The sequence below is a fragment of the Hymenobacter glaciei genome (assembly GCF_039539585.1).
GTDB lineage: Bacteria > Bacteroidota > Bacteroidia > Cytophagales > Hymenobacteraceae > Hymenobacter > Hymenobacter glaciei.
Genome location: NZ_BAABDK010000031.1, coordinates 212,583 through 236,066, shown reverse-complemented (window position 1 = coordinate 236,066; position 23,484 = coordinate 212,583). Strand labels below are relative to the sequence as shown.

Below are 23,484 nucleotides of genomic sequence, written 5' to 3'. Positions count from 1 at the left end.
GTCAGACGTTGGAAAGGAAAAAGGCAAATTAGGGCCGTAATCAACCCAGCCAAAAATACAGTAAGACAACCTGTTGACACAGTGTCTAGCCAAAATATGGGTTGTTGGATACTGACATTAGGGAGGGTTAAGCGCCATATTTGGTCGGCTACGAAAGTCAATGCAGCCAACAACCACAAATACTGTGGTTTCGATAAGATTCTCAACGTTACATCGTGTATTTTCGGCCCTTGTTCTGCTGTTGCAGGTAGGCCATCAGGGGCTGGAAGTAGGCGACCATGGCGCGGGCCGAGAGGTCTTCGCCGGTTTTCTCCTTCAGCACCTGGCGCCAGTCGCGGCTGGCGCCGGGGCGCATAATGTCGCGCAGGAAGTCGCCCACTTCCTTGTGGCCATAGTAGTTGGTGGCGTGCGGGTCCTGCTTGAGGATTTTGCGGGCGATGTGGTCGTGCAGTTGAAACAGGATGACGTAGCTCAGGGCGTAGTCGTAATACTGGGCGGGGTCGTCGTTGATGTGGGTTTTGGTGGCCGGGTCGAGGTAGTTTTCGCCGCGCGTGGTGGGCGGCACCATGCCCTGGTATTGCTTGCACAGTGCCCACCATTTGGCGTTCAGCTGGTCGGCGGGCAGCTTGTCAGCATAAAAGCTGTTTTCCCACTCGCTCACCACCCCCGAGGCGAAGGGAATGAAGGTAACGTAGCTCAGGGCTTCTTTGAGAAGCTGCTGGGTCTGGTCGGTCTGCACCTTGGGGTCAATCAGACCGAGGCCGGCCAGAAAGGGCTTCTGCTTGGCGGCCAGGCCCATCATCGAGCCGATGGCCTCGTGGTAGGCGCGGTTGGCTCCCTGGCGCAGCAGCGGCGGCACGTCGGGGTTCGTGTAGCTCTGGTAGTAGAAGATGTGGCCAAGCTCGTGGTGGGCGGTTTCGTACCACTCGGTGTTGGCCTCCACGCTCATGAGGCTGCGCAGGTCGTTGTTCAGGTCGATGTGCCAGGCCGAAGCGTGGTTGTTCTTCTTGTAGGTGGCGTTTTTGGGCAGCGGGTAGAGGCTGCTTTTATCCCAGAACGAGGCCGGCAGCGGCGAAAAGCCCAGGCTCTGGTAGAACCGCTCGCCCTGCTTCACCTGCCACTCGGCCCCTTTTTTGGCCAGCACCGCATCCAGGTTCAGGCCTTTCACGTCCACCATCGAGCCCCAGTCCTGGCCCCAGCGGTTGGGCAGCCAGTGCGCCGGCAGGTAGTCGGGCACCTGCTTCACGCCGTATTTTTTGGCCAGCTCGTAGCGGGCGTAGGTGTGCAGCTCGCGGTAGAGGGGCCGCAGCTCGGTGTTGATTTTGCGCACCAGCGCCATCATTTCGTCCCGGGTCAGGCCGTAGTCGCTGGCCTGGTAGGTGAAATAGTCGGGGTAGCCCAGGGCCTGCACGGTCTGGTTGCGCAGGTCGCGCAGGTTCAGCAAACCGGGTTTGAGCGTGGGGCCGATGGTTTTGCTGGCCTCCCATATCTGCTGGCGCTTGGCGGGGTTGGTTTCCTTGCGCAGCAGCTCGTCGAGGTCGTTGGTCGTCACCGACTTGCCGGCGTACTTATAATCGAACCCGTACAGCTTTTCGGTCTGAGCGGCTTCGGCTTTGATGCGGGCCTTCACCACGTCGGCCACCGTCTGGGGGTTGTTGGCGGCGTTGTAGAGAGCAGTTTCGAGCTGTTTGATTTGCAGCCCGTTCAACTCGTCGCGGTGCTTGAGCAGGTCGCGCAGCTGCTGGATGTTGCTGGCGCTGCCCGTGAAGGCAGCCATGCGCTGGTTGGCGCGGGTGGTGGCTCCGGCATTGGCCGTGTCGCCGGGCACAATGCGCGTGTTCGAACGCCACTCCGCCTCGCTCGAGGCCGTGTACAGCTGCACGTACTGGGCGTTGTAGTCGCGCAGAAATTCGTCGGCAATGGCGCCGTAGTCGATGTGCGCGGGCTGCGCGGGTGGGGGCGGTGGGGTTTCCGCCGTCGTGGGCTTGGCGGGAGACTTCACCACCGGCGTTTGCGCGGTGGAGGCGCAGGCGTTAAGTACGGCAGCGGCTACCAGCGGGAGAAAGTGCGTTTTCATGGAGCAAAGAAATAGGGTTTGCTGGGATTGTCGCGAGTAGGACGCAGCCTTAGCTGCGTCGAAGAGCGTGCTACGTGACTTCACACGGCGCCGGCCTGTAATCGCGCGGCTAAAGGGTCGTGCAGCGGCGACGCAGCAAAGGCTGCGTCCTACTTGGGACTCCTTGTATTTGCGTCCGTTGCCGCAGGGGCAGGGCGAGTTGCGGCCAAATTTGCGGCGGCTGCTGTAGCGTCTTCAGCCACTGGTGCGGGGTGGTAGGCCAGCCTGGGAAACGCTTTGGGGGTTCTGGTGGAAGGCCTGGGTGAGCAGGGCGTAGTGAAATGGCAGGCAACATGGCCACCAGCGCGGCCAGAGGCAGGATGTAGGGCTTGGGCCGGTATTTAGTACCGGCCAGCGGGCGGGGTTGGGCTAGTGAGTGGCACTGTCAGGGTTGCGGCCCAGGCGGTAGGCGATGCCCGCCCGCGCGACGAAGTTGGTGCCGATGATGCCTGAGAACGCGCCTTCGCTGTTGCGGTTGGTGTAAAGCTGTCCATCCAGGCTCAATGTGCACCGCTGGGCCCGCCAGCCCAGGCCCAGGCTGGGCAGGAGCGAGGGAAACCCGTAGCCGAGCTGGTCGTTGGTTAAGGCCACTGGCCCCCCGGTGCTAGACGTAATTGTAGGAGCAAAGGACTTGTTTAACTCGTAGGCCAGGCTCAGCAGCCATTGGCGCTCGTGCGGCAGCGGGAAGAAAAACCGCAGCCCCAGGCGGGCCGAGAACAGCCAGGCCCGATAATCGACGACATAATAGGAAACGGAAGAATTTAGCCGGTAATACTCGTAGCTCTGGTTGCTAAACCTGCTCAGGCTCAGCTCGCCGTAAAGTGCCCTGGTGCGGCCCGGGTGCAATAGGTCGGCATAGAGCCCGGCAAATGGCCGGGGCTGGCAGTCGGTGCAGGGCAGCGTTTCGGGCAGGCTCTCGTAGCCGTTCCGGAAAGAACTGTAACGCAGCCCCGCCACCAGCCCGCCCTGAAGCGCCAGGCGCCGCCGGGGTATGGCCTGGGCCAGCCAGCTGCGCGCCGGCGGTGCCGTTGGCGCGCACGCCTGGTTGTAGGCCTGCACCACTGCTGCCAATCCCTGCACCGTGAAGGGAGCCGCTGCTGCTGCCGTACGGGCCGCTGGGCAGTCGCCAAAATACAGCTCTAGCTGGCCCTGATAATTATTGCCATTCGCTACTTCCCGTCTGCCAGTAGTCGTTTCACGCAAATATTTCTGCTCGCTAAGCTCCAAATAGGGCTGGCCCGAACGGCGAATGAGGTAGTGAGCGATGCCCTGGTAAGTTGTGCGCAGCAGCCCGGCCGGGCCTTCCAACAGCACTTCGGCCAGCAGCGAATCGGTGCGGACATCGGTGGTGTAGCCGTGGGGTAGCCGGCTCAATTGCACTTCGGCGGCGTGGTTGATGGGCAGTGCCTCGTAGCGGAAGTAGCGCCCATTGGTGAAGCTCACGGCGCGCAGCTGCCGGGGCTGAAGCAGCTGGCTAGGGCTAGCCGGCGTGGCTCGGTACCGAATAAACTCCGGGGCGTCCACCCAAAAGCCATTTTCAATCTCGCCGCGCAGCGTGTCGCCATTGGCACGCACCAGCAGGCCGGGCTCAAAGGTTTGAGCGTGGGAGAGCGGCGTGACCAGTAGCAAAGCCGGCAGCGCAAAAAGGAGCCGAAGCTTCATAAATGGAATGGGGTAGAAATTCGCCCCTAAAGTAAGGGCAAATGTGCCACCAGCTTCTCGCGCAGCAAGGCAATTAGTCGTTCATCGCCAAAGGGGTACTTGTCTGGAATGCGCAACGTAACGAGGGTTTTGCCGCGCAGCTCATCGGCGAACTTTTCCCGCAGCCGGTCGGCGTGGCGGCGCTCCATCACGAAGATGACTTCGGCCCAGCCCAGGTGGCCGGCATCCACGCGCACCCGGGCTCCCGGCTCGGTGCCGGCCGAGCGCGCCTCGTAGTGCGCGTGCTCATCAAACAGCCGCTCGGCGGTGAGGCTGCGCCACTTGTTCTGGCTGCAGATGAAAAGGAGTCGCATGGGAACGTTTCCGTTTTGTCATCCTGAGCGCAGCGAAGGACCTTATCACTGCTGAACGGCTTGCAGTACAGCAACCGGCAGAGGCGTGATAAGGTCCTTCGCTGCGCTCAGGATGACAGATTTACTTTGCTACCGAATCAGCGCCACTTTCACCTTCTTGCCTTTAACCTTGGCGCCCTGCATGCGGGCTAATATCTCCTCGGCCTGGCTTTCGGGCACGGCCACGAAGCTGTGGTGGTCGAATACTTCGATGCGGCCCACGGCCTCGCGCTCCATGCCGCCTACGCTCACGAAGGCTCCGGCCAGGTCGCCCCGGCTGATTTTCTCACTCTTGCCCGCCGACACGTGCAGCGTAACCGTGCTCGGGCGCGGGGCTTTGGGCAGGGCGTCGGGCAGCGCGGCGGGGCGCAGGCCCTTCCAGTCCACGGTGCGGGCGGAGGGCCACTGCTGAATTTTCTGCTGCTCGTGCGGGGTTACCAGCAGGTGGGCAGTACCTACGGCGCCGGCACGGGCCGTGCGGCCGGCCCGGTGCTGGAAGGTGTCGGCATCGTGGGGTGGGTCGAATTGCACCACGGTGCCCAGCTCGCTCACGTCGAGGCCGCGGGCCGCCACGTCGGTAGCTACCAGCACGGTGGCCGAGCCGTTGCGCAGCTTCATCATGCTCTTGTCGCGCTCGGGCTGCAGCATTTTGCCGTGCAAAGCTTCAGCGGCCATGCCCCGGCCGCGCAGAAAGCGCGTCAGCTCCTCCACGCGGTCGCGGGTGTTGGCAAATACCAGGGAGCTGCCCGCGTCGGGCGAGTTGAGCAGTTGGTAAAGGGCCGCCGGCTTCATGTCGGCGGCGCTCAGGACGTGGCCGCGCAGCACCAGGCTTTCGGGCAGCGTGGTGGCGTTCGAGCCGCCCACGTTCATCACCCGGGGGCGGGTGAGGTACTCGCGCACGAGGTTCAGCACCTTGTCGGGCATGGTGGCCGAGAACAGCAGCGTCTGCCGGCGTTGCGGCAAGCGGCTGATGATGGTGGCCATTTCCTCCTGAAAACCCAGTTCCAGCAGCTTGTCGGCTTCGTCCAGCACCAGCACCTTCAGGCGGTTGGGCACGATGGTGCGGCGCTCGAGGTGGTCGAGCATGCGGCCGGGGGTGGCCACCACAATGTGCGGCATCTGCTGCAGGCCCTTCACTTCTTCGCGCATGGCGTGGCCGCCGTAGTAGCCGGCCACGCGCAGGTTGGCCATGTGCTTGCCAAGGCCGCGCAGGGCGTCGCGCACCTGCATCACCAACTCGCGCGCGGGCACCAGCACCAGCGCCTGCATGGTGGCCGACGTCACATCCACCTGCTGCAGAATGGCCAAACCGTAGGCAGCGGTTTTGCCCGAGCCCGTGGGGGCCTGGCCGGCCACATCCTGCCCTTCGAGGGCGGGCGCCAGCACCAGCTGCTGCACGGGCGTCGGCTGGGTGAAGTTCAGTTCGGCCACACCAGCCAACAGGGCGGGGGAGAGGCCAAAATCGGCGAATTGCAGGTCGGGCTTGGTGGTTTTGGGCGCTTCGGCAGCGGCCCCGGCGGCGGAGGTATCGGGAGTTTGCACGGAGCAAAGGTACGCCGGACGAAGAGCGTGACGCCTTTGGCTTAATGAAGAATGAGGAATTTGGAATGTAGGGGCGGGGCTTGCCCCCGCCCGTCGTTAAAGGATACCCGCGCCTGCTGTTCAACGACGGGCGGGAACAAACCCCCGCCCCTACATTCCTCATTAAGCCAAAGGCGTTACTCTTCCACATTAACCAACCGGTACCGCACCGCCGTTTTCTTCGGCTTAATATCCAACCCAATGCGGTGGGCATAGGCCTTCGTGAAAGCCGCGCCAAAGTAGAATATCATGGCGCAGTAGAACACGAACAGCAGCACCAGCACCAGGCTAGAGGCCGGCCCGTACACCGGGCCCAAATCGCGGGCTACCAGCAGCTGGCCCAGCACTACCTCGCCCAGGCTGATGAGCAGCGCCGTGAGCGCCGCCCCGCGCGTGACGGCCCGCCACGGCACTTTGGCCAAGCTCAGCGTGCGGAACGTAACGCCGAACCAGGTAGCGAGAATGAGCCAGGCAATCACGGCGTTCAGCCCCCGCACAATGAAATAAACGAAAGTGACATCGAAGTCGCGGATGCTTTCGGCAAACAGGCCCAAGGCCGTGTCAGCCCCGAATGCCAGCAACGACAGCACCGCCGTAGCCAGCAGAATACCCACCGAGCGCACCCGCTCGTGTACGGCCTGCGATACCTTGCCCGCGTTGCGCTTGGGCCGAATTTGCCAGAGCTGATTGAGCGAGTGCTGAATGATGGTGAACAGCGTGGTGGCCACAAACAGCAGGAAAATGAACCCGCACACCGTCACCAGCCGGCTGCGCATGGGGTCGGCCACGTTCATCACAATCTGCGACACCAGGCCGGCGGCCGGGGCTCCCACCAGGTTGCTGACCTTGCCCAGCAGCAGCACCCGCACCATCGACGACGGGTAGAGCGAGCTGAGCAGCGCGATGAGGATGATGAGAATGGGCGGCAGTGCAAACGAGGTGAAGAAGGCCGTGGCCGCCCCCAGCCGCAACGGGTCGTTCTGGCCCAGCTCGCGCCCGGCGCGGTGCAATAAAATGGGCAGTTCGCGCCACCAGGGACCGGGCAGCTCGGCGGGCGCAGGTACTTTTGTCATCAGGAAACCAAACAGGAAGACGGCGGCCCACTCAACGCCAGAAGCACCCGGGCCGTCCCCGGCGAAGATACGGGCCCCTGCCGGGCTTTCCGGGTTTCGCCATCCCCTCGCTTATGACCCCCTTGCCCCCGCCCCCCCTCGTGCCGCCCCCCCCCGCTTCCTGGCTGCGCCGCCGCGTGTTCAACCCGCTACTGGACCTGCTCAAGGCCGGGCTCTCGCCCGAAAAACTAGCCCTCACCGTAGGCCTGGGAGTGGCTGTCGGGTTGGTTCCGGCCTTCGGCATTACAACCGTGTTGAGCGCGGCCGTGGCCCTGCGCCTGCGCCTGAACGTGGCCGCCATGCAGCTGGCCACCCACCTGATGACGTTTCTCCAGCTGGCGCTGTTCATTCCGTTCCTGCGCGCCGGGGCCACTATCATGGGCCAGGGCGGTAAAGTGGCGCACCTCACCGTTGCCAGCCTGCGCCAGCTTATCAGCCGCGAGGGCTGGGCAGCGGTGGGCAAGCTCTTGTGGCGGGCCGAGCTGGGCGCGCTGCTGCTGTGGGCCGTGGCCATGGTGCCGCTAGTGACGGTGCTGTATTTCGTCCTCCGGGTGGTGTTTCGGCAAGTACTGGCAAAGCAGGAGGTGGTGGCGGGAAGCTGACGCCCGGATAACATTGCCCGTCATGCTTCGACAATCTCCGCATGACGGGCGTTTATTCCCCCAGCTAAATCATCTAAGTAATCGAGCAGAAGTAATCAGGTCATCGTCCGGCCCGGTCCGACCGCCCTAGGCGGTCCGACCGGTTGTCGTCATCGCAAAACCGGAGGTGCTTCAACCGGTCAGACCGCCTGGGGCGGTCGGACCGGGCCGATGCCGAATTACTTTTGCTCGACTACTTAAAACGCCAGTAAGGCTGCGGCCTGCTCGTGCAGAAGCTGCCGCGACAGCTCCTGGCGCAGCCCCAGCTCCGGGTCGAGGTCCTGGTTGATGAAGGGCAGGCGCACGCGCTGGGGCAGCACCGCCGTGCCCAGGTACATCAGGATGTCGGTGAGGTGCGTCATGGCCAGCAAGCCGCCCTGGCCGCCGCTGCTCAGGCCCACCAGCGCCGCTTTCTTGCTTTTGAATGCGCCCGGGTAGGGCAGCCCATCAATAAATGCCTTGAGCACGCCCGGGAACGAGCCGTTATACTCGGGCGTGATGATGACCCAGTGGCTGCTGGCGGCCAGCTGGTCGGCCAGGCGGTTGAATTCGGGGTGGGTGCCGGCGTTGGCGTAGAGGGCCGTGCTGGTGAAATCGGTCGGCAGCTCGGCCAGGTTCAGCAGCTGGTAGTCGGCCCCCAGCTCGGCGAGGATGGTAGCATAGTAGTCGGCCACGCGCCGGGCGCGGGAGGCCGGGCGGTTGGTGCCGGAGACGATGGTAATCAAAGGAGCAGGGGAGGAGTTTGTAACAGTTGGTACCGAAACCAGAAACGATGACGGAGGTTCAGGAGACGTGGAGGCTAGTGCACCAACCAACTAGCGGCGGTTATAAAAATAATATCCCCAACTGACCTACAATCAGAAATTTGGATAACCGCAATAAAGCTATTCAGCGTCGGGCTGTCGGGGAGTGACCTGGCCGCTCCGAATGAGACTGGCCACGCGCCTACTCGTGTGCTCATGGTCGGCGCGGCCTGCAAAAGCACTTTAGGTTAACAAGCGGAAAAAGGGGCCTAATCATTAAAAAGCCGGCTTTGGCAGAGGGCTGCGAAGGAAAGCGGCCCCACCCCATTCAAGCGCAGGCCGGCCCGCGAAAGGCGATTTTACCACTCGTCCCCTCAAGCTATACTCGTGGCTAAGTGGTTTGCGAAAACAAAGTAGGGTGCGGGGCTTGCCCCCGCCCGTTGTTGCACGATTGGCGTGTGATTCGTGCAACGACGGGCGGGGGCAAGCCCCGCACCCTACTTCGCGATGAGTACAATTCGGCCACCTACCAAAAAAGAAGCCCCTGCCAGTAGCTGACTTGTCCTTACCCAAAACGGCGGTTGTTGCTCCGGTCCGACCGCCCTGGGCGGTCCGACCGGTTGTTGACGGAGCGAAACCGGGGGTTCTTCAACCGGTCCGACCGTCTAGGGCGGTCGGACCGGACCGGTCAAGTGCCGCCAGCAGGCAGGCAAAGCGTTTTGGGTAAGGACAAGGCTGCTGTGGTAGCCGGGGCTTCTTTGCGTTGCTTCCCCTGGTTCTAAGCCAGGGGCAGTCATCCCCGAAACAGGACTTTCCGAAGCCCGCGCCCGGCTGGTGGGCTCGCGCTGGGTAGGCCCTTTGTTCGTTCGGGGTTCGTTCTGCGTTCGTTCGGGGCCGCACCGGGCCGCCCCCGCCCGAAGTTGAACTATGCCAGGGTGCGCGTCTTCACCGCCTCGTGGCCGGGGTTGTCGGTAGCCGTCACCGTGATTTTGTCGCCAGCCAGCGACGTGTTGCGCTTGGTGCTGAGGTAGTGCCAGCGGTTAGGGTCGGCCTGCTGCACGGCGGGGCCCTGCTCCACCAGGCTGCCGTCGCTGTTCTCAATCTTCACCGTCACGGCCTTCACCGCGTTGGTCGTCGTTGGCCGTGATGGCAATCAGCTCGCCCACCTGGCCGGTGTATTGGCTCAGGTCCACGTCGGCGATGTTGGGGGCCTGCATGAAGTCGCGCAGCAGCACGTTGTACACGCTGATGTCCTCCGCCTTGGCTTGCTCGGCGTACTCGGCTTGCACGGCCGGGTCCTGGGCCTGGCCTTTGGCGTAGATAACCGCCTGTTGAAACCGCTCGCGCTGGGCCAGCTGCCCAGCCGAGGGTGGCCCGCTGGGCGCCTGCGGGTTCACGCCGACCACGGTGCCCCGGCTGGTTTGCCGGAATACCAGCTGCCCGCCGAGCATGCCGCTCAGCCCCTGGGTCACGATGTTGTTTTTGACATTAGCCATACACTTGAAAATGGGGGTTAGGGTAGATAAACACCTGGCCGTCAAGCCACGCTTCAACCGCCTAACGGCCAGCTTCGGACATTAGTATCGGGCCTGGGGCCGAGCCGGCGAAATCCTCTAATGGTTCCTGTGCGCTGCTTGTAACGGTGTTTCGATGGGTGCGCCGGGCGCATGCCAACCCAAAAAGCCCCACGTTGTCGTTGCAGAGCCTGTTTATTCCCCAGCAGCAGCTTCTGCGTTCCTGAAAAGCCGCTCAGCATAGAAGCAGCTTTTGTTTTTTGCCCCCACCTTTGCACCGCAATTCGTCATCCCGCCCACCCGTTATCCCAGCACTCCCTCCACATGTCCGTTTCCCTGAAAACCGTTACCCTCGATAGCAAGCACCGCGAACTGGGTGCCAAAATGGTGCCTTTTGCTGGCTACGACATGCCGGTGCGCTATTCCTCCGACCTCGACGAGCACCACACCGTGCGCCGCGCCGTGGGCATGTTTGACGTGTCGCACATGGGCGAGTTTCGCCTGCGCGGCCCCCAGGCCCTCGACCTCATCCAGCGCGTGACGAGCAACGACGCCAGCAAGCTGGCCGACGGCAAAGCCCAGTATTCGTGCCTGCCCAACCACGACGGCGGCATCGTGGACGACTTGCTGGTGTACAAGCTGGCCGATGAGGACTACCTGCTGGTGGTGAATGCCTCCAACATCGAAAAAGACTGGAACTGGATTCAGCACCACAACACGCAGGGCGTGGAGATGGAGGACATCTCGGACCGCACCAGCCTGTTTGCCGTGCAGGGCCCGAAAGCCCAGGCCGCCCTACAGTCGCTGACCGACGTGGACCTAAGCAGCATTCCGTACTACTCCTTCGTGCAGGGCACCTTCGCCGGCGCCCCCGACGTCATCATTTCAGCTACCGGCTACACTGGCGCGGGTGGTTTCGAGCTCTACATTCCGAACGAGAGCGCGGCCATGGTCTGGGATAAAATCATGCTCGCCGGCCAGCCGTACGGCATCAAGCCCATCGGTTTGGGAGCCCGCGATACCCTGCGCCTCGAAATGGGCTACTGCCTCTACGGCAACGACATCGACGACACGACTTCGCCGCTGGAAGCCGGATTGGGTTGGATTACCAAGTTCACCAAGGAGTTCACCAACTCCGAAAACATCAAGAAGCAGAAGGAGGCCGGCGTGAGCAAGAAGCTGGTGGCCTTCGTGATGGACGGCCCCGGCATCCCGCGCGGCCACTACGAGCTGGTGGACGCCGACGGCCAGAAAATAGGCGACGTTACCAGCGGCACGCAGTCGCCCTCGCTCAGCAAGGGCATTGGGATGGGCTACGTGAGAACCGAGTTTGCAACCCCCGGTACGTCCGTTTTCGTGCAGATTCGCGGTAAGAACCTGCCTGCTACCGTGAGCAAGCTGCCGCTGACAAAGGGCACGGAAGAGTAGCGCGCAGCCTTTGCTGCGTGTTTCGCCGCGCCGTGGCGAAGGCGGAGCCGCGCCGTTTCCAGATTCGAATAAGCTCATATCCAACTCGCTGCTGTGCGGCGAAACACGCAGCCAAGGCTGCGCGCTACATGCCCAAACTAGATATTTGCTTTTCGCCCGAGCTGCTGCCGCTGTATGATTTACGCGGCCAGGTAGCCGTTATCGTGGACATTCTGCGCGCTTCGAGCACCATCGTCACGGCGCTGGGCGAGGGCGTAACCCACGTGTTCCCGGTGGCTTCGTTGGAGGAATGCACCGCTTACGGCCAGCAGCACGGCTGCCTGACGGCCGCCGAGCGCGACGGCCTGCCCGCCGCCGGTTTCGACCTGGGCAACTCGCCCTTCGGCTTTTTGGATAAGGCCAATCCAGTGCGTGGTCGGGCCCTCACCATCAGCACGACCAATGGCACGGCGGCGCTGCGCCGCTCACTGGCGGCGGCCGAAATCGTGGTGGGGTCATTCCTGAACCTGGCCGCCGTGGCCGACTTTGCCCGGCAGCAGCAGCGCGATGTGCTGGTGGTGTGTGCCGGCTGGAAAGGCCACTTCTGCCTCGAGGATACCGTTTTCGGTGGCGCACTAGCCGCGCGGCTAAGCGCAGACTTCGATGTGCGCAGCTCTGATGCAACACTGGCTGCGCTGCACCTGTGGGAGCAGGGCCAAGCTGATTTGCCGGCCTACCTGCTGCAGTCGGCGCACGTGCGCCGGCTCAATTCACTGGAAGCCAGCCAGGACTTTGACTTCTGCCTGCAGATTGATTCCTACGCCGACGTGCTGCCTGTGTGGCGCGATGACCGACTGGTAATGGGTCTGAAACATGTGTCATCCTGAGTTTGCGAAGGACCTTATCACGTTGAAGAGGCTTGCGTTAATTCAATCGGCGCAAATGTGATAAGGTCCTTCGCAAGCTCAGGATGACAACGCGAAGGGTTACTTCAGCTTCTCGTTATTCTGGTGGCGCTGGCTGTCGCGCTGGGTCTTCTTGGCCAGGTTGCGGGTCATGGCTTCGGTGAGGTCGACGCCGGTTTGATTGGCCAGGCAGATGAGGACGAACAGCACGTCGGCTAGCTCGTCGCCGAGCTCCCGGCCTTTGTCCGACTCCTTGAACGACTGCTCGCCGTACTGGCGCGCGATGATGCGCGCCACTTCGCCCACTTCTTCCGTGAGCATGGCCATGTTGGTCAGCTCGTTGAAATAGCGGACGCCGGTGGTGGTTATCCAGGTATCAACGGTTTTCTGGGCTTCTTCGATGGTCATAGTAGGTAGGCTTTAAGCGGGCGAATCGAGCACAATGGTCACGGGGCCGTCGTTGTGCAGGCGCACCTGCATGTCGGCTCCGAAAATGCCGGTGGGCACAGGCTGGCCCAGCTCGGCGGCCACTAGGGCCACAAATTGCTCATACAGCGGCTCGGCCACGGCGGGTGGGGCGGCCCCAATGTAGCTGGGGCGGTTGCCCTTGCGCGCATCGGCCAGCAGCGTGAACTGGCTCACCACCAGCACCTGGCCGCCGATGTCCTGGACGCTGCGGTTCATCTGGCCGTTTTCATCCCCGAAAATGCGTAGCTGCACCAGCTTGCGGCACATCCAGGTGAGGGAGGCGGTATTATCGGTTGGGGCGAAGCCGGCCAGCACCAACAGGCCCGGGCCAATCTGGCCGGTAACCTGCTCGTCGACCGTAACGGAGGCTTCGCGAACGCGCTGAATAACGAGGCGCATAGGAGGGAAGGAGGAAAAAGAACGAGGGAATGTTGGGAACGGCTGCCGACCTTCGCGCCGACCTTCGCGCCGACCTATGCCCGCCGTTGCCCCCACAAATAACGCCCCTGAACGCCTACGTCGCGCCGCGTGGCTGCTGGGCGCGCTGCTGGCAGTGGCTATTCTGCGCCTGTGGCGGCTGCCCGAAGCCGGCCCACCCGACTTCGATTCGGTGCGCAACTGGCAGGTGGTGCAGGAGCTAGCCCAGGGTAACTTCGCGCACCTGTTTCATCACGGCAGCCCGGGTTTTTTGCTGCTCTTCGCTCCCGTAGCCTTGCTGACGCGGGATTTCATGGTCTTCCAGGGTATCAACGCATTGCTGGGCGTAGCGGGCCTGGGGCTGTTTGCGGCCTGGGTATCCCGGGAAGCCCGACTGCCGGGCCCCGAAGCCGCCGGGCTGGTGTTGCTGGGTGGCACCAGCCTGCTGCTCACCTTCTCAGGTCGCGATTTTACCATGAGCTCGGTGAGCTTGATAGTGGCCGCCGGGCTACAACGAAGCCACTTTGCGCGGCTGCAACAGCCAGGTAGAACTGGGCTAGTGCGCGTGGCCAGCTGGCTGGCGCTGGGCCTGTGTCTGAACTACAAATTCCTGTTTGCACTGCCCATTCTGGCTGTGCTGGAATGGTGGCAGGCCGATGGCACCTGGCGGCGCGCCGGGGGCCGGGCGCTGCTGGTGCTGGCCACACCCTACGTGCTGTTCGGGCTGCTGGGTGTAGCCGTGGGGCTGCCATGGTACCGTTGGCTGGGTTTTTACTGGCGCACGGTGGTGCCCGCTACCGCCAACGTGGCCGGCCGGCAGGCCACCTTGCACCTGGATTTGGCCTATTACCCCCGTTACCTGGCTACGTTCGAGTCGCCGCTGCTGCTGGCGGGGCTGGTCGCGGCCCTGGTAGTAGCAGCCAGCCAATGGCGGCGCGGCGAGCTACGGCGGGGCCAGCCGCTGCCCCTGCTGTCGTATCTGCTGGTTTGGGCCGGCTGCCTGCTGGCTGGCATGTCGCTGCTCATAAAAGCGCCACGCGGGCTGCTGCTGGCCTACCTGCCGCTGGCTGCGTTGGCAGTGCTTAGTGGCCGCCACCTGCTGCCTCGCCCGGTGCTGGCACTAGCATTGCTGGCAACAGTAGCTCTGAATATTTACCGTATTCAAACCCAACTATACGCTCCGCTGCCCGGGCGCTACCCGGCCGTGGCGGCGTGGCTGCGGCAGCACGGTGCTACCCACGTAGCCAGTACCGTCGGCAACGGCCTCGCGCTCTACCTAGGCCCCGGGCAGACTCTGACGGTCATCACCGACGAGCGGGAATTGGCTGCTCTGCGCCGTCAGGGGATACAATACGTGCTTCTCGATGGCTACTGGCGTGTGGCCGGCGTGGCTCGGTTCGACTCGTTGCGCCGCCAGCAGCCGGTAGCGGCCTGGCCCGCTCCACCGCTGCAGCAGCCGCTGTTGTTTCTGGAGCATTCGGAGTTCACCGGCTTGAGTTTCGGCGAAACGCTGGCCGCCAGCCGGGCCGCGGCGGCCGACACCCTGCCGCTGCGCTTATACCGCTTGCGCTAGCACGGGCAGCAACGCAAAAGCCCCGGCTGCGGGCTGCTTCGGGCGAAGCGGCCAACAGCCGGGGCTTTTGCGTGGAAACGCGGCTACTGCACTGAAGTGGGCAGCTTGTTGGCTTCAATAGCCGGAATATTGGCGCGGTAGGCGGTATTAATGGCCTGAATGAAGGCGTTGGCCAGCAGGGCGTTGCCGCGCGGCGTCAGGCTGTAATAATCGAGCGAGAAGAAGTTGCCCCGCACGGGTTCGGCCGAATACGTCACGCCATTCACGAGAATGGTTTCGCCCACAAAATTGGGGAAGGCGGCGTTGGCATCGAGTGTGCGCTTGTTGTCTAGACCAATGGGCATTTTGTAAATGGTGGCGACGGTTTCGAGGTCGGTGTTGTGCCCATTCACCGCCAGGTTAATTCGGGCGAGCTCGGTTTTATCAATCACGTCAGCATCGCGCACGGGGTTGCGGCTGTCGCGGCCGTAGGGCAGCTGCAGCGTGGTCCCGTTCACCACCACGGGGGTGCGCAGGCCCAGGCGGGGCAGCACGGTAGCCAGCACGTAATCGTCGTTGGTGATGGCCTGAACAAAGCCGTTGTCGTTGATGTACACGCGGGCCGTGTCGCCAAAGGTTGCTTGCAGGCGACTTTGCAGGGCCAAGCCGCGGCCCAGACGCAGCAGCGGCAGATTAGTAAGAGCCGGCAGGCGGGCAATAATGCCCGGGCGTCCGTTGGCAGCGAGCACGGCCAGGATTTTACGGGCATTGGCGTTTAGCACCGCAGCACTAACAATCCCGCATTCGCCACCGCTGCGCAGGTAGGGCAGCAGGTTGTCGAGCCCCATGAAGTAGGTGAAGAACGTGGCCGACGCGCTAGCGGTGCTCACCGTTTGCAGGTAGGTGCGGCTGTCGGTGACGGGTAGCAAGCGCTCGAAGTAGGGGTTGAATGCGCCGCTGGGCGTGGCGTTGGTCGCGTTGCCCAGGCCTGCGGTCTCAATCTGGGTTAGCAGCAGGCCGGGTACGCCCAGGTTTTGCGGCACCGTGTTGGCGGTGGCACTGCGCGTGAGCAGCCGCATGGTATCGGGCCCGCCGCAGGCATTGGGGTTGATGACGGTGCGCAGCACGGCCTGGCCGGCAATGCGGCGCACCACGGGCAGGCCGCTGGCGGGCAGGTCGACCAGCGAGAGGTAGCCCGAGCCGGTGCCCGGCTCCAGGTAGGGCTGGGTGAACGTCGCATTGGCATTGGCCCGGCTGAACTGTTGGGCCAACAGGTTCGGGTAGGAATACTCCTGGCTGGCGCGGGTGAGGCCGCCGTTGCTCAGGCCCGCCGTGTAGCTGTCGCCCACGGCCACGTAGCGGCTGGTATCGAAGCCGGTGCTGGGCGTGGGCGTGTCCTGGTTGGGGGCGCAGGCCGTGAGCAGCAGCGCACCTGCCGTGCCCAATCGGGCCCAGGCTCCAATAGACCGCGAATACATCTTCATCATGATAAAAAAACGAATAAGAACCGAGGAAGAAGATTAGTTAAAAAGCTGCCGCCAGGCCCACCGAGGCCGTTTGCACCGCCATCTGGTAGCTGCCGCTGATGTTGGCTACCTGCGCGCTGAGCGGGTTGGTGCGGGCAATGCGCTGCTGGCCGTATTCAAAAGAGTAGGCTCCTTCGAGGCTGAGGCGGCGAGTGAGCTGGTAGCACAGGCCCGCTGATACGCCCAAGCGGTTGGCATCGATAAACTCGGGGTTGATATACTCGTCGCGAATGGGCGTTTCGTCGTAGCGCACGCCGGCCAGCAGGGTGAGCTTCGGGTTTACCTGGTAATCGGCACCGATGCGGAAGGTCATCGCGTCTTCGTAGCGGCGCGGGATGTTCACGCGGCGGGCGGGCTGGCCGCCGTTGGCGGCGAGGTCCAGCTTCAGCGAATCGAGGTTGCTCCAGCCGGTGAGGGTGAAGTCGAAGGTGAGCAGCAGCTGCTTGTTGATGCGGTCGGCAATGCCCACCGACACCACGTTGGGTAGGTTAATTTGGGTGCCCAGGCCGGTGCTGGCCGGTAGCAGCGCTGCGTCGCGGGAGGGCACGCCAGCGTAGGTACTGCTACCGTTTTTTAGTTTGAGATTAACGCCGGTGCGGTAGCTGATGCCGAACGACAGGTTGTCGCCGGTGCGGCCATACAGGCCCACGCTCACGCCGTAGCCCGAACCGCTGGCGCTGAGCTGGGCGTTGGCCGACGGGTCGTCGTACTGACCCAGGGCGCGGCGCTGCGAGTATTTGCCGTAGGCGTAAATGAGGCCCACCCCGGCCCCGAAGTTCTCATTCAGCTTAAAGGCCACCGTGGGCTGCACGAAGTAGGTGTTGAGGCGACTTTCCTGAATCACGGCGCGGCCTTCCCAGGTGTCGGGCCATTTGGTGTGGTAGCCGTAGGGCGTGGTCAGGCTCAGGCCCAGCGTCACGCGCTTGGTCAGGGCGCGGGTGCCGTAGAAGTAGCCGCCGGGCTGCACGGCCAGCTCCTGGTCGGTGCGCAGGTAGGTGTCCTGGCCAATAAACGAGGCCCGCCGAATTTGGCCGATGCCGCCAAAGCTCAGTCGCGTGAGCGAGTCGCCCCACTGGCTCAGCAGGCCGGGGTTCATGCTCAGGCCCGCAATGCTGTTGATGTAGGCCGTGCTGGCCCCGCCCAGGCCCAGCACCCGCGCCCCCTGCGGGCCGGTATCAAATCCGCCGGCCGAAGCCGTGAGTCCACAGAAGACAGGAATCAGAAAAAGAAGAGGTTGACGCATACGGACGGTTTGGCGGAAAATTGGGAAACAAATGTACATAAACGCTGGCTAGCATCGCTGCTGATTAGCAAGGAAATGCCATTGGAACCGCACGCGTAATTTCCGGTGGCCGATTAGCTGCGAAACTGTGGCCAAAAGACGGTTTTCATAGCCCTGATGCCGTTTTTACCGCTTCACGCCCAGGCTGTCGAGCCGGTGCTGGTAGCGGCGCGCGTTCAGCTTGTGCTGCGCGTAAGTTTCGGCAAAGTCGGAGAAGCCGCTGCCATCGGGCCGGGCGCAGAAAAACAGGTTTTTGTTGTGCGCCGGCTTGAGCACGGCCAGCAAGGAACCAGGCAGTGGCGTGGTAATGGGGCCGGGCGGCAGGCCCTTGTGGCGGTAGGTATTGTAGGGCGAATCCACTTTTTTGTCTACGTTCAGCACGCGCTTGCGGGTACCCAGGCCGTGCAGGGGCCAGAGCAGGGTAGGGTCGGCTTGCAGGGGCTGGCCGTTGCGCAGGCGGTTGAGGTACACGGCGGCGATGAGGGGCTTATCCGTCGGCTGGGCCGTTTCGCGCTGCACAATGCTAGCCAGCACGCTCACCTGCACACGCGTCATCTTCAAAGAGTCGGCTCGGGCCTGGCGCTCCGGCTTCCAGAAGCGCCGGTAACGGGCCGCCACCGAATCCAGAAAAACCGGCGCGCTCGTGTTCCACAGCAGCCGGTACTGCCCGGGAATAAACATGGTGCGAATGGTGCAGGTATCGAGGTGGTAGCGGGCCAGCAGGCCGGCATTATCACCGAGCAAAAGCTCCAGCTTGAAGGAGTCGGTTTCGAGCGGGCCGCACACCCGGCGTGGCAGCTGGTCGAGGTAGTGGAAGGGCTTGAGCTCGAGCTTTACCGTGTCCTGCCGGCCCTGCAGCAGCATTTTCACCAGGTCTACATTGCCCATGCCGGGGTCGAGCCGATAGCGGCCGGGCTTCACGTGGGGCGGGTAGTCGTGGTGCTCGGCCACCCAGCGGAAGGTGGCTGGCTCCAGCAGCAGCTCGTGTTTCTGCAGCGAGTCGAGCACCGCCGCATAGCCCGTACCCGTGCGGATATATAAGTAGGCCGGCCCCTCAGGAAATGCGGCGACGTTGGGCTGGTACAGCACGCGCCACGCGGTGTAGCCGGCCGCCCCAAGCAGCGACACCATTAGTATCCCTCCAATTAATAAGCTGCGGCGCATCAGAATTTGGCTTGAACAAGCTCTTCCACTGCGGCTTCAAAGGCTGCCCGCTCCGCTTGGCGCACTATCTCGGTGGGAGCCGCCGCGCGCGATTCGCAGTCGGCAATTGGGCAGCGCTCGCAGGTTTCGTTCACGATGCGGAAGGGTAGGGCCGGGTCGGCCAGGAAACGGACGTGCTTTTGCAGGTTGTCGTCGCAGCGCAGGCCCACGGTTACGCTTAGGGCTACCTGGGTGGGGGTGCCGGCGCGGGCCAGCGTGAAGCACAGGTATTCGTCGTCGGTGCCGAAGTAGCGCGATTTTTGCGCGCCAGCTACGGTTACGGGGGCTTCGGCCGTGTCGGGCACGGGCAGGGCGCGGGCTTCGCGTATCAGGCGCAGGCTCACCCAGCGGCGGCAGTAGTGCTCGTTCAGCTCGTTGCCGTGGGGGTTGTGCAGGCGGGCCAGGTGCAGCTCCTTGGTCAGCTCGTAGGGCGCGGCCGCATCCGTCTGGTCGAAGCGCAGGAAGAACAGGCTTTGCAGCCCAAAATGGCGCGGCAGCAGCGTGGTGAGGCGCTGCATAAACATCTCGGGGCTCACGTCGTACTGCGTCATCAGGTTCAGCAGTAGTTCGGGCTGCCACTTCTTGCCCCCGAAAAACTTCTTTACGTCGCGCAACAGGCTTTCCTCTTCCATCAGGAGCGCCCCGGCAAAGTAGGAGGCCTTGAAGTTGTTCAGCACTTCATCGAACGAGCGCACCTGCAGGCTGGTGCTCACGTAGGGCCGCTCCGTTAGCTTGAGGTAGTTGAAGGCTACCTCGCGGCCCAGTACGAAGGCCTGCTGGCCCCGGCTCAGCCCCGGCCGCAGTAGCAGGCGCCTGGTTTTGGGCTGAAACACGCTTCGCAGCCGCGCCTGGGTGGCTACGGCGTGGCGGCCCAGCGTTTCCCGGTCGATGGTATAGCCGTATTCTTCCGTGAGCACGCGCTCCAGCTGGCCGAGGTCGAAGGGCGCCGCGGTGCTCAGTTGGTGGCTGCCCACGAAGGCGCGCACGTCCTGCTCCAGGTCTTCGAAGTAGTTGTCGTGCATCTCCTGAAACGAGCGCAGCGCGGCCAGAAACAGGTGCTCCTGGCGCATCTCGTAGTTGCGCGCAATCTCAAAAATGGTGCTGATGAAGGCATTCATCCGGGCCGGGGCGTTGGCAATCAGCTCGATGATGCGAGCCGGCTCCAGGCCGTACATTTCCAGGGGAAACTCCTTCAGCATCTTAGAGTTCAGCAGCTCGCCAATGGGTTCGAGCCGACGCGGCAGCTCCAGCGAGGTAAGCTGGTCGTAGCGCACGTCGAGGGCCTTGCTCAAACTCAGAATCTTGTCGGCTTTGGGGTACTTCTTGCCCTTCTCAATCTCGTTGAGGTAGCTGACCGACACGTCGCACACCCGCGCCAGCTCGGCCGGGCTCAGGCTGCGTTCCTGTCGCAGCTCGCGCAGCTTCAGACCAAAAATGAGGCGAACGACTTGGCCGTGGTTGAGCATCGATTGATTTTAAAATTTTTAGGAAGGCTGGTTGGCGGGCGAAGAAACCGTTGGAACCGGCCTGCAAACGAACAGGAAGGGCATTTGAAGATGCACTACTGCGCAGCCAAAGGTACGGAGCTTGGCAAATTTTATTGTTTTAGCGAAAATTCGCTAACAATTATAAATTCGCTTCCGTATGTTTGTGCAAGTTGTCAGCTAGCAGTGCACGCAGCTGTTGGAAATCAATACATCAGCACTTTGTCCCACCCATACCTCGATTCTATGACTTTCACCGACGTTGCTCCTGCCCCCGTGCCCACCTACCTCACTCCCGAGCGGGTAAAGGTTATTGGCACCTACTCGCCGGCCTTTGCCGAAATCCTCACGCCCTCGGCTCTGGCCTTCGTGGCCGAGCTCCACCGCCGCTTCGACCACACCCGGCAGGCGCTGCTGGCCCGCCGCGCCGAGCGCCAGGCGGATTTTGCCGCTGGCATTCTGCCCGATTTCCTGCCCGAGACCCAGCGCCTGCGCGAGCAGGACTGGACCGTGGCCCCGCTGCCGGAAGACCTGCTCGACCGCCGCGTCGAAATCACCGGTCCGGTAGAGCGGAAGATGATTATCAACGCGCTGAACTCCGGGGCCAGCGTGTTCATGGCCGATTTGGAGGACTCGAACGCGCCAACCTGGGACAACGTCATCCAAGGCCAGATTAACCTGCGCGATGCCGTGCGCCGCACCATCTCACTCAGCACGCCCTCCAAAGAGTACCGGCTGAACGAGAAAACCGCGGTGCTCATGGTGCGCCCACGCGGCTGGCACCTGGTCGAAAAGCATATTCTGGTTGATGGTGAGCCAATCAGCGCTTCGTTGCTCGACTTTGGCCTCTATTATTTCCACAACGCCCACGAGCTCTGCGCCCGGGGCACCGCGCCCTACTTCTACCTGCCCAAGCTGGAAAGCCACCTCGAGGCGCGGCTCTGGAATGACGTGTTCGGCTTTGCCCAATGGTCGATGAAGCAGCCCAAGTGCGTCATCAAAGCCACGGTATTGATTGAAACCCTGCCGGCTGCTTTCGAGCTGAATGAAATCCTCTACGAACTGCGCGAGCACAGCGCCGGCCTCAACTGCGGCCGTTGGGACTACATTTTCAGCTACATCAAGCGCCTGGGGCTCAACCCTCAGTTCCGCCTGCCCAACCGCGCCGAGGTAACCATGACGGTGCCCTTTATGGCGGCCTATTCGGCGCTGGTGGTGCAAACCTGCCACCGCCGGGGCGTGCACGCCATCGGCGGCATGGCTGCCCAAATTCCCATCAAAAACGACCTAGCCGCCAACGAGGCTGCACTGGAGAAAGTGCGGCAGGATAAAATCCGCGAAGCTACCAACGGCCACGACGGCACTTGGGTGGCGCACCCCGGCCTGGTTCCGGTGGCCCTAGAAGTTTTCAATCGCCTCATGCCCGGTCCCAACCAAATCGAAAACAAGCGCCCCGACGTGCAAGTGACGGCGGCTGACTTGGTGAAAGCTCCCGAAGGTAACATCACCGAAGACGGCCTGAAACTGAACATCGATGTGGCCATTCAGTACCTGGCCTCGTGGCTGGGCGGTAACGGCTGCGTGCCCATCTACAACCTGATGGAAGACGCTGCCACCGCCGAAATCAGCCGCGCGCAGGTGTGGCAGTGGCTGCACACGCCCGGCACCACGCTGGCCGACGGCCGCCCGGTTACCACGGAGCTGTACCGCTCGCTGGTACCCGGCCAGCTCGAGAAAATTAAAATACAGGTAGGGGAGGAGGTTTACGAGAACGGCCAATTTCTGAACGCAGCCCGGCTTTTTGATAAGCTGGTGATGAGCGAGCAGTTCATCGAATTCCTGACCTTGCCAGCTTACGAGCAACTGGCGTAGGGAATTGTAGAGACGCAACATTTTGCGTCTCGTCGCCCGCGCCGTTCGGAGGTGTTTCCAGCGCTAGCCGTTCAATGACCAGACGCAAAGTATTGCGTCTCTACCTCTAATAAGAAAGTTTCAAAAAAGCTGCCCAACAGGTAGCCCGGCACCTCTTTGCCTAAACCCAACCCACCATTATTCAAACTCAACCCCATGAAAACGCAACCCCAACGCGCCGCTGATATTGCCCTCGACTGGGCCCACAACCCTCGCTGGATTGGCATCCAACGCCCCTACTCGCCCGAGGATGTGGTGAAGCTGCAGGGCTCCGTACACATCGAGTACTCGCTGGCCCGCCAAGGGGCCGAGCGGCTCTGGGACCTGCTGCACACCCGCGAGTACGTGGCCGGCTTGGGCGCGCTCACCGGCAACCAGGCGGTGCAGGAAGTGCAGGCCGGCTTGCTGGCCATTTACCTCAGCGGCTGGCAGGTAGCGGCCGATGCAAACGGCGCCGGCCACATGTACCCCGACCAAAGCCTGTACCCCGTAGACAGCGTGCCAGCCGTGGTGCGCCGCATCAACAACGCACTGCTGCGCGCCGACCAGATTCAGCACCTTGACGGGCGGAGCGACGTGCACTACCTCGCGCCCATCGTGGCCGATGCGGAGGCGGGCTTCGGCGGCAACCTGAACGCATTCGAACTGATGAAGATGATGATTGAGGCCGGCGCCGCCGGCGTGCATTTTGAAGACCAGCTGTCGTCCGCCAAAAAGTGCGGCCACCTGGGCGGCAAAGTATTGGTGCCCACGCAGGAGGCAATCAACAAGCTCGTGGCCGCTCGCCTGGCCGCCGATGTAATGGGCGTGCCCACCCTGATAGTGGCCCGCACCGATGCCGACGCCGCTGACCTGCTCACGGCCGATGTAGACCCGCGCGACCAGCCCTTTATTCTGCAGGAAGCCGAGCGTACCAACGAAGGTTTTTACCGCATCCGCTGCGGCATTGAGGCCGGCATTGCCCGCGGCCTGGCCTACGCGCCCTACGCCGACCTTATCTGGATGGAAACTTCGCACCCCGACCTAGGCGACGCCCGCAAATTTGCCGAAGCCATTCATGCCCAATTCCCGGGTAAGCTGCTGGCCTACAATTGCTCGCCGTCCTTCAACTGGGCTTCAAAGCTGAGCGTGGAGCAGATGGAAACCTTCCGCGAGGAATTGGCCGCGATGGGCTACAAGTTCCAGTTTATCACCCTCGCGGGCTTCCACGCCCTCAACACCAGCATGTTTGAGCTGGCGCAGGCGTACCGCCAGCGCGGTATGGCCGGCTACTCGGAGTTGCAGGAGCGCGAGTTTGCCCTGGCCAAGGACGGCTACCAGGCCGTGAAGCATCAATCCTTCGTGGGCACGGGCTACTTCGACGCCGTGCAGAACGTGGTAACCAGCAACCAGACCAGCACCGCCGCCCTGGTCGGCAGCACCGAGGAGGCGCAGTTCTAGAGATAGAAAGCTGCAATACTGGTACAAAGCCAGCGCGTCATGCTGAGCGCAGCCGAAGCATCTCTACCGCGAGAGTAATTAGTTACTTTCTCGGTAGAGATGCTTCGGCTGCGCTCAGCATGACGTTC

The 23,484-nt window shown here is 62.7% G+C and carries 20 protein-coding genes; 6 read left to right on the top strand and 14 right to left on the bottom strand.

Annotated elements, in window-relative coordinates; genetic code table 11:
- Positions 1-208 precede the first annotated feature (208 nt).
- The 5 genes from ABD837_RS20755 to ABD837_RS20735 form a co-directional block, all read right to left on the bottom strand.
- A complete protein-coding gene (locus ABD837_RS20755) occupies positions 209-2,077 on the bottom strand; it encodes a M2 family metallopeptidase (protein ID WP_345058434.1) in 1,869 nt (622 codons plus the stop codon).
- Between the two features lie 408 nt (positions 2,078-2,485).
- A complete protein-coding gene (locus ABD837_RS20750; protein WP_345058432.1) occupies positions 2,486-3,778 on the bottom strand; it encodes a hypothetical protein in 1,293 nt (430 codons plus the stop codon).
- Positions 3,779-3,804: 26 nt separating this feature from the next.
- On the bottom strand, positions 3,805-4,131 hold the full coding sequence (locus tag ABD837_RS20745; RefSeq protein ID WP_345058430.1) for a low molecular weight protein tyrosine phosphatase family protein: 327 nt from the start codon (positions 4,129-4,131) through the stop codon (positions 3,805-3,807).
- A 129-nt stretch (positions 4,132-4,260) separates the two neighbouring features.
- On the bottom strand, positions 4,261-5,712 hold the full coding sequence (locus ABD837_RS20740) for a DEAD/DEAH box helicase (protein ID WP_345058428.1): 1,452 nt from the start codon (positions 5,710-5,712) through the stop codon (positions 4,261-4,263).
- A gap of 176 nt (positions 5,713-5,888) precedes the next feature.
- Positions 5,889-6,824 carry a YihY/virulence factor BrkB family protein gene (locus ABD837_RS20735; RefSeq protein WP_345058426.1) on the bottom strand — a complete coding sequence of 312 codons (936 nt, stop codon included), beginning with the start codon at positions 6,822-6,824 and terminating at the stop codon, positions 5,889-5,891.
- 113 nt (positions 6,825-6,937) lie between these two features.
- Between ABD837_RS20735 and ABD837_RS20730 the strand changes: the two genes are divergently transcribed.
- Positions 6,938-7,465, top strand: a complete 528-nt coding sequence (locus ABD837_RS20730) for a DUF2062 domain-containing protein (protein WP_345058424.1) — start codon at positions 6,938-6,940, stop codon at positions 7,463-7,465.
- 236 nt (positions 7,466-7,701) lie between these two features.
- On the opposite strand, the gene ABD837_RS20725 is transcribed toward ABD837_RS20730, so the two are convergent.
- The 3 genes from ABD837_RS20725 to ABD837_RS20715 all read right to left on the bottom strand — a co-directional run bounded on the left by ABD837_RS20725 (position 7,702) and on the right by ABD837_RS20715 (position 9,743).
- Positions 7,702-8,229: an NADPH-dependent FMN reductase gene (locus ABD837_RS20725; RefSeq protein ID WP_345058422.1), complete on the bottom strand. Its 528-nt coding sequence runs from the start codon at positions 8,227-8,229 to the stop codon at positions 7,702-7,704.
- 943 nt (positions 8,230-9,172) lie between these two features.
- Positions 9,173-9,370 (bottom strand): hypothetical protein, encoded by a 198-nt coding sequence (locus ABD837_RS20720; protein ID WP_345058420.1) that lies wholly within the window; start codon positions 9,368-9,370, stop codon positions 9,173-9,175.
- Complete coding sequence (locus tag ABD837_RS20715; protein ID WP_345058418.1) at positions 9,345-9,743, bottom strand: hypothetical protein; 399 nt, start codon at positions 9,741-9,743, stop codon at positions 9,345-9,347. The genes ABD837_RS20720 and ABD837_RS20715 overlap by 26 nt, the downstream gene beginning before the upstream one ends.
- A 342-nt stretch (positions 9,744-10,085) precedes the next feature.
- Between ABD837_RS20715 and gcvT the strand changes: the two genes are divergently transcribed.
- Complete coding sequence (gene gcvT, locus ABD837_RS20710) at positions 10,086-11,189, top strand: glycine cleavage system aminomethyltransferase GcvT (protein ID WP_345058416.1); 1,104 nt, start codon at positions 10,086-10,088, stop codon at positions 11,187-11,189.
- 128 nt (positions 11,190-11,317) lie between these two features.
- Positions 11,318-12,055 (top strand): 2-phosphosulfolactate phosphatase, encoded by a 738-nt coding sequence (locus ABD837_RS20705; RefSeq protein ID WP_345058414.1) that lies wholly within the window; start codon positions 11,318-11,320, stop codon positions 12,053-12,055.
- Positions 12,056-12,154: 99 nt separating this feature from the next.
- Here ABD837_RS20705 and ABD837_RS20700 read toward each other — a convergent pair whose 3' ends face one another.
- Entirely contained in the window at positions 12,155-12,481 is a 327-nt protein-coding gene (locus tag ABD837_RS20700; protein ID WP_345058412.1) for a nucleotide pyrophosphohydrolase, read from the bottom strand.
- A 12-nt stretch (positions 12,482-12,493) separates the two neighbouring features.
- Entirely contained in the window at positions 12,494-12,940 is a 447-nt protein-coding gene (dtd, locus tag ABD837_RS20695) for a D-aminoacyl-tRNA deacylase (protein WP_345058410.1), read from the bottom strand.
- Positions 12,941-13,016: 76 nt separating this feature from the next.
- Between dtd and ABD837_RS20690 the strand changes: the two genes are divergently transcribed.
- Positions 13,017-14,531, top strand: a complete 1,515-nt coding sequence (locus tag ABD837_RS20690; protein WP_345058408.1) for a hypothetical protein — start codon at positions 13,017-13,019, stop codon at positions 14,529-14,531.
- An 83-nt stretch (positions 14,532-14,614) separates the two neighbouring features.
- Here ABD837_RS20690 and ABD837_RS20685 read toward each other — a convergent pair whose 3' ends face one another.
- The 4 genes from ABD837_RS20685 to ABD837_RS20670 form a co-directional block, all read right to left on the bottom strand.
- Positions 14,615-15,997, bottom strand: a complete 1,383-nt coding sequence (locus tag ABD837_RS20685; protein WP_345058406.1) for a hypothetical protein — start codon at positions 15,995-15,997, stop codon at positions 14,615-14,617.
- A 37-nt stretch (positions 15,998-16,034) separates the two neighbouring features.
- Positions 16,035-17,279 carry an OmpP1/FadL family transporter gene (locus ABD837_RS20680; RefSeq protein WP_345058404.1) on the bottom strand — a complete coding sequence of 415 codons (1,245 nt, stop codon included), beginning with the start codon at positions 17,277-17,279 and terminating at the stop codon, positions 16,035-16,037.
- Between the two features lie 165 nt (positions 17,280-17,444).
- Positions 17,445-18,482: an endolytic transglycosylase MltG gene (gene mltG, locus ABD837_RS20675; protein WP_345058402.1), complete on the bottom strand. Its 1,038-nt coding sequence runs from the start codon at positions 18,480-18,482 to the stop codon at positions 17,445-17,447.
- Entirely contained in the window at positions 18,482-19,987 is a 1,506-nt protein-coding gene (locus tag ABD837_RS20670; RefSeq protein WP_345058400.1) for a helix-turn-helix domain-containing protein, read from the bottom strand. The genes mltG and ABD837_RS20670 overlap by 1 nt, the downstream gene beginning before the upstream one ends.
- Positions 19,988-20,251: 264 nt before the next feature.
- On the opposite strand from ABD837_RS20670, the gene aceB reads away from it, so the two are divergent.
- Together aceB and aceA are read left to right on the top strand one after the other, a co-directional pair.
- Positions 20,252-21,877: a malate synthase A gene (aceB, locus tag ABD837_RS20665; RefSeq protein WP_345058398.1), complete on the top strand. Its 1,626-nt coding sequence runs from the start codon at positions 20,252-20,254 to the stop codon at positions 21,875-21,877.
- A 195-nt stretch (positions 21,878-22,072) separates the two neighbouring features.
- Positions 22,073-23,356: an isocitrate lyase gene (gene aceA, locus ABD837_RS20660; protein ID WP_345058396.1), complete on the top strand. Its 1,284-nt coding sequence runs from the start codon at positions 22,073-22,075 to the stop codon at positions 23,354-23,356.
- Positions 23,357-23,484: the final 128 nt, after the last annotated feature.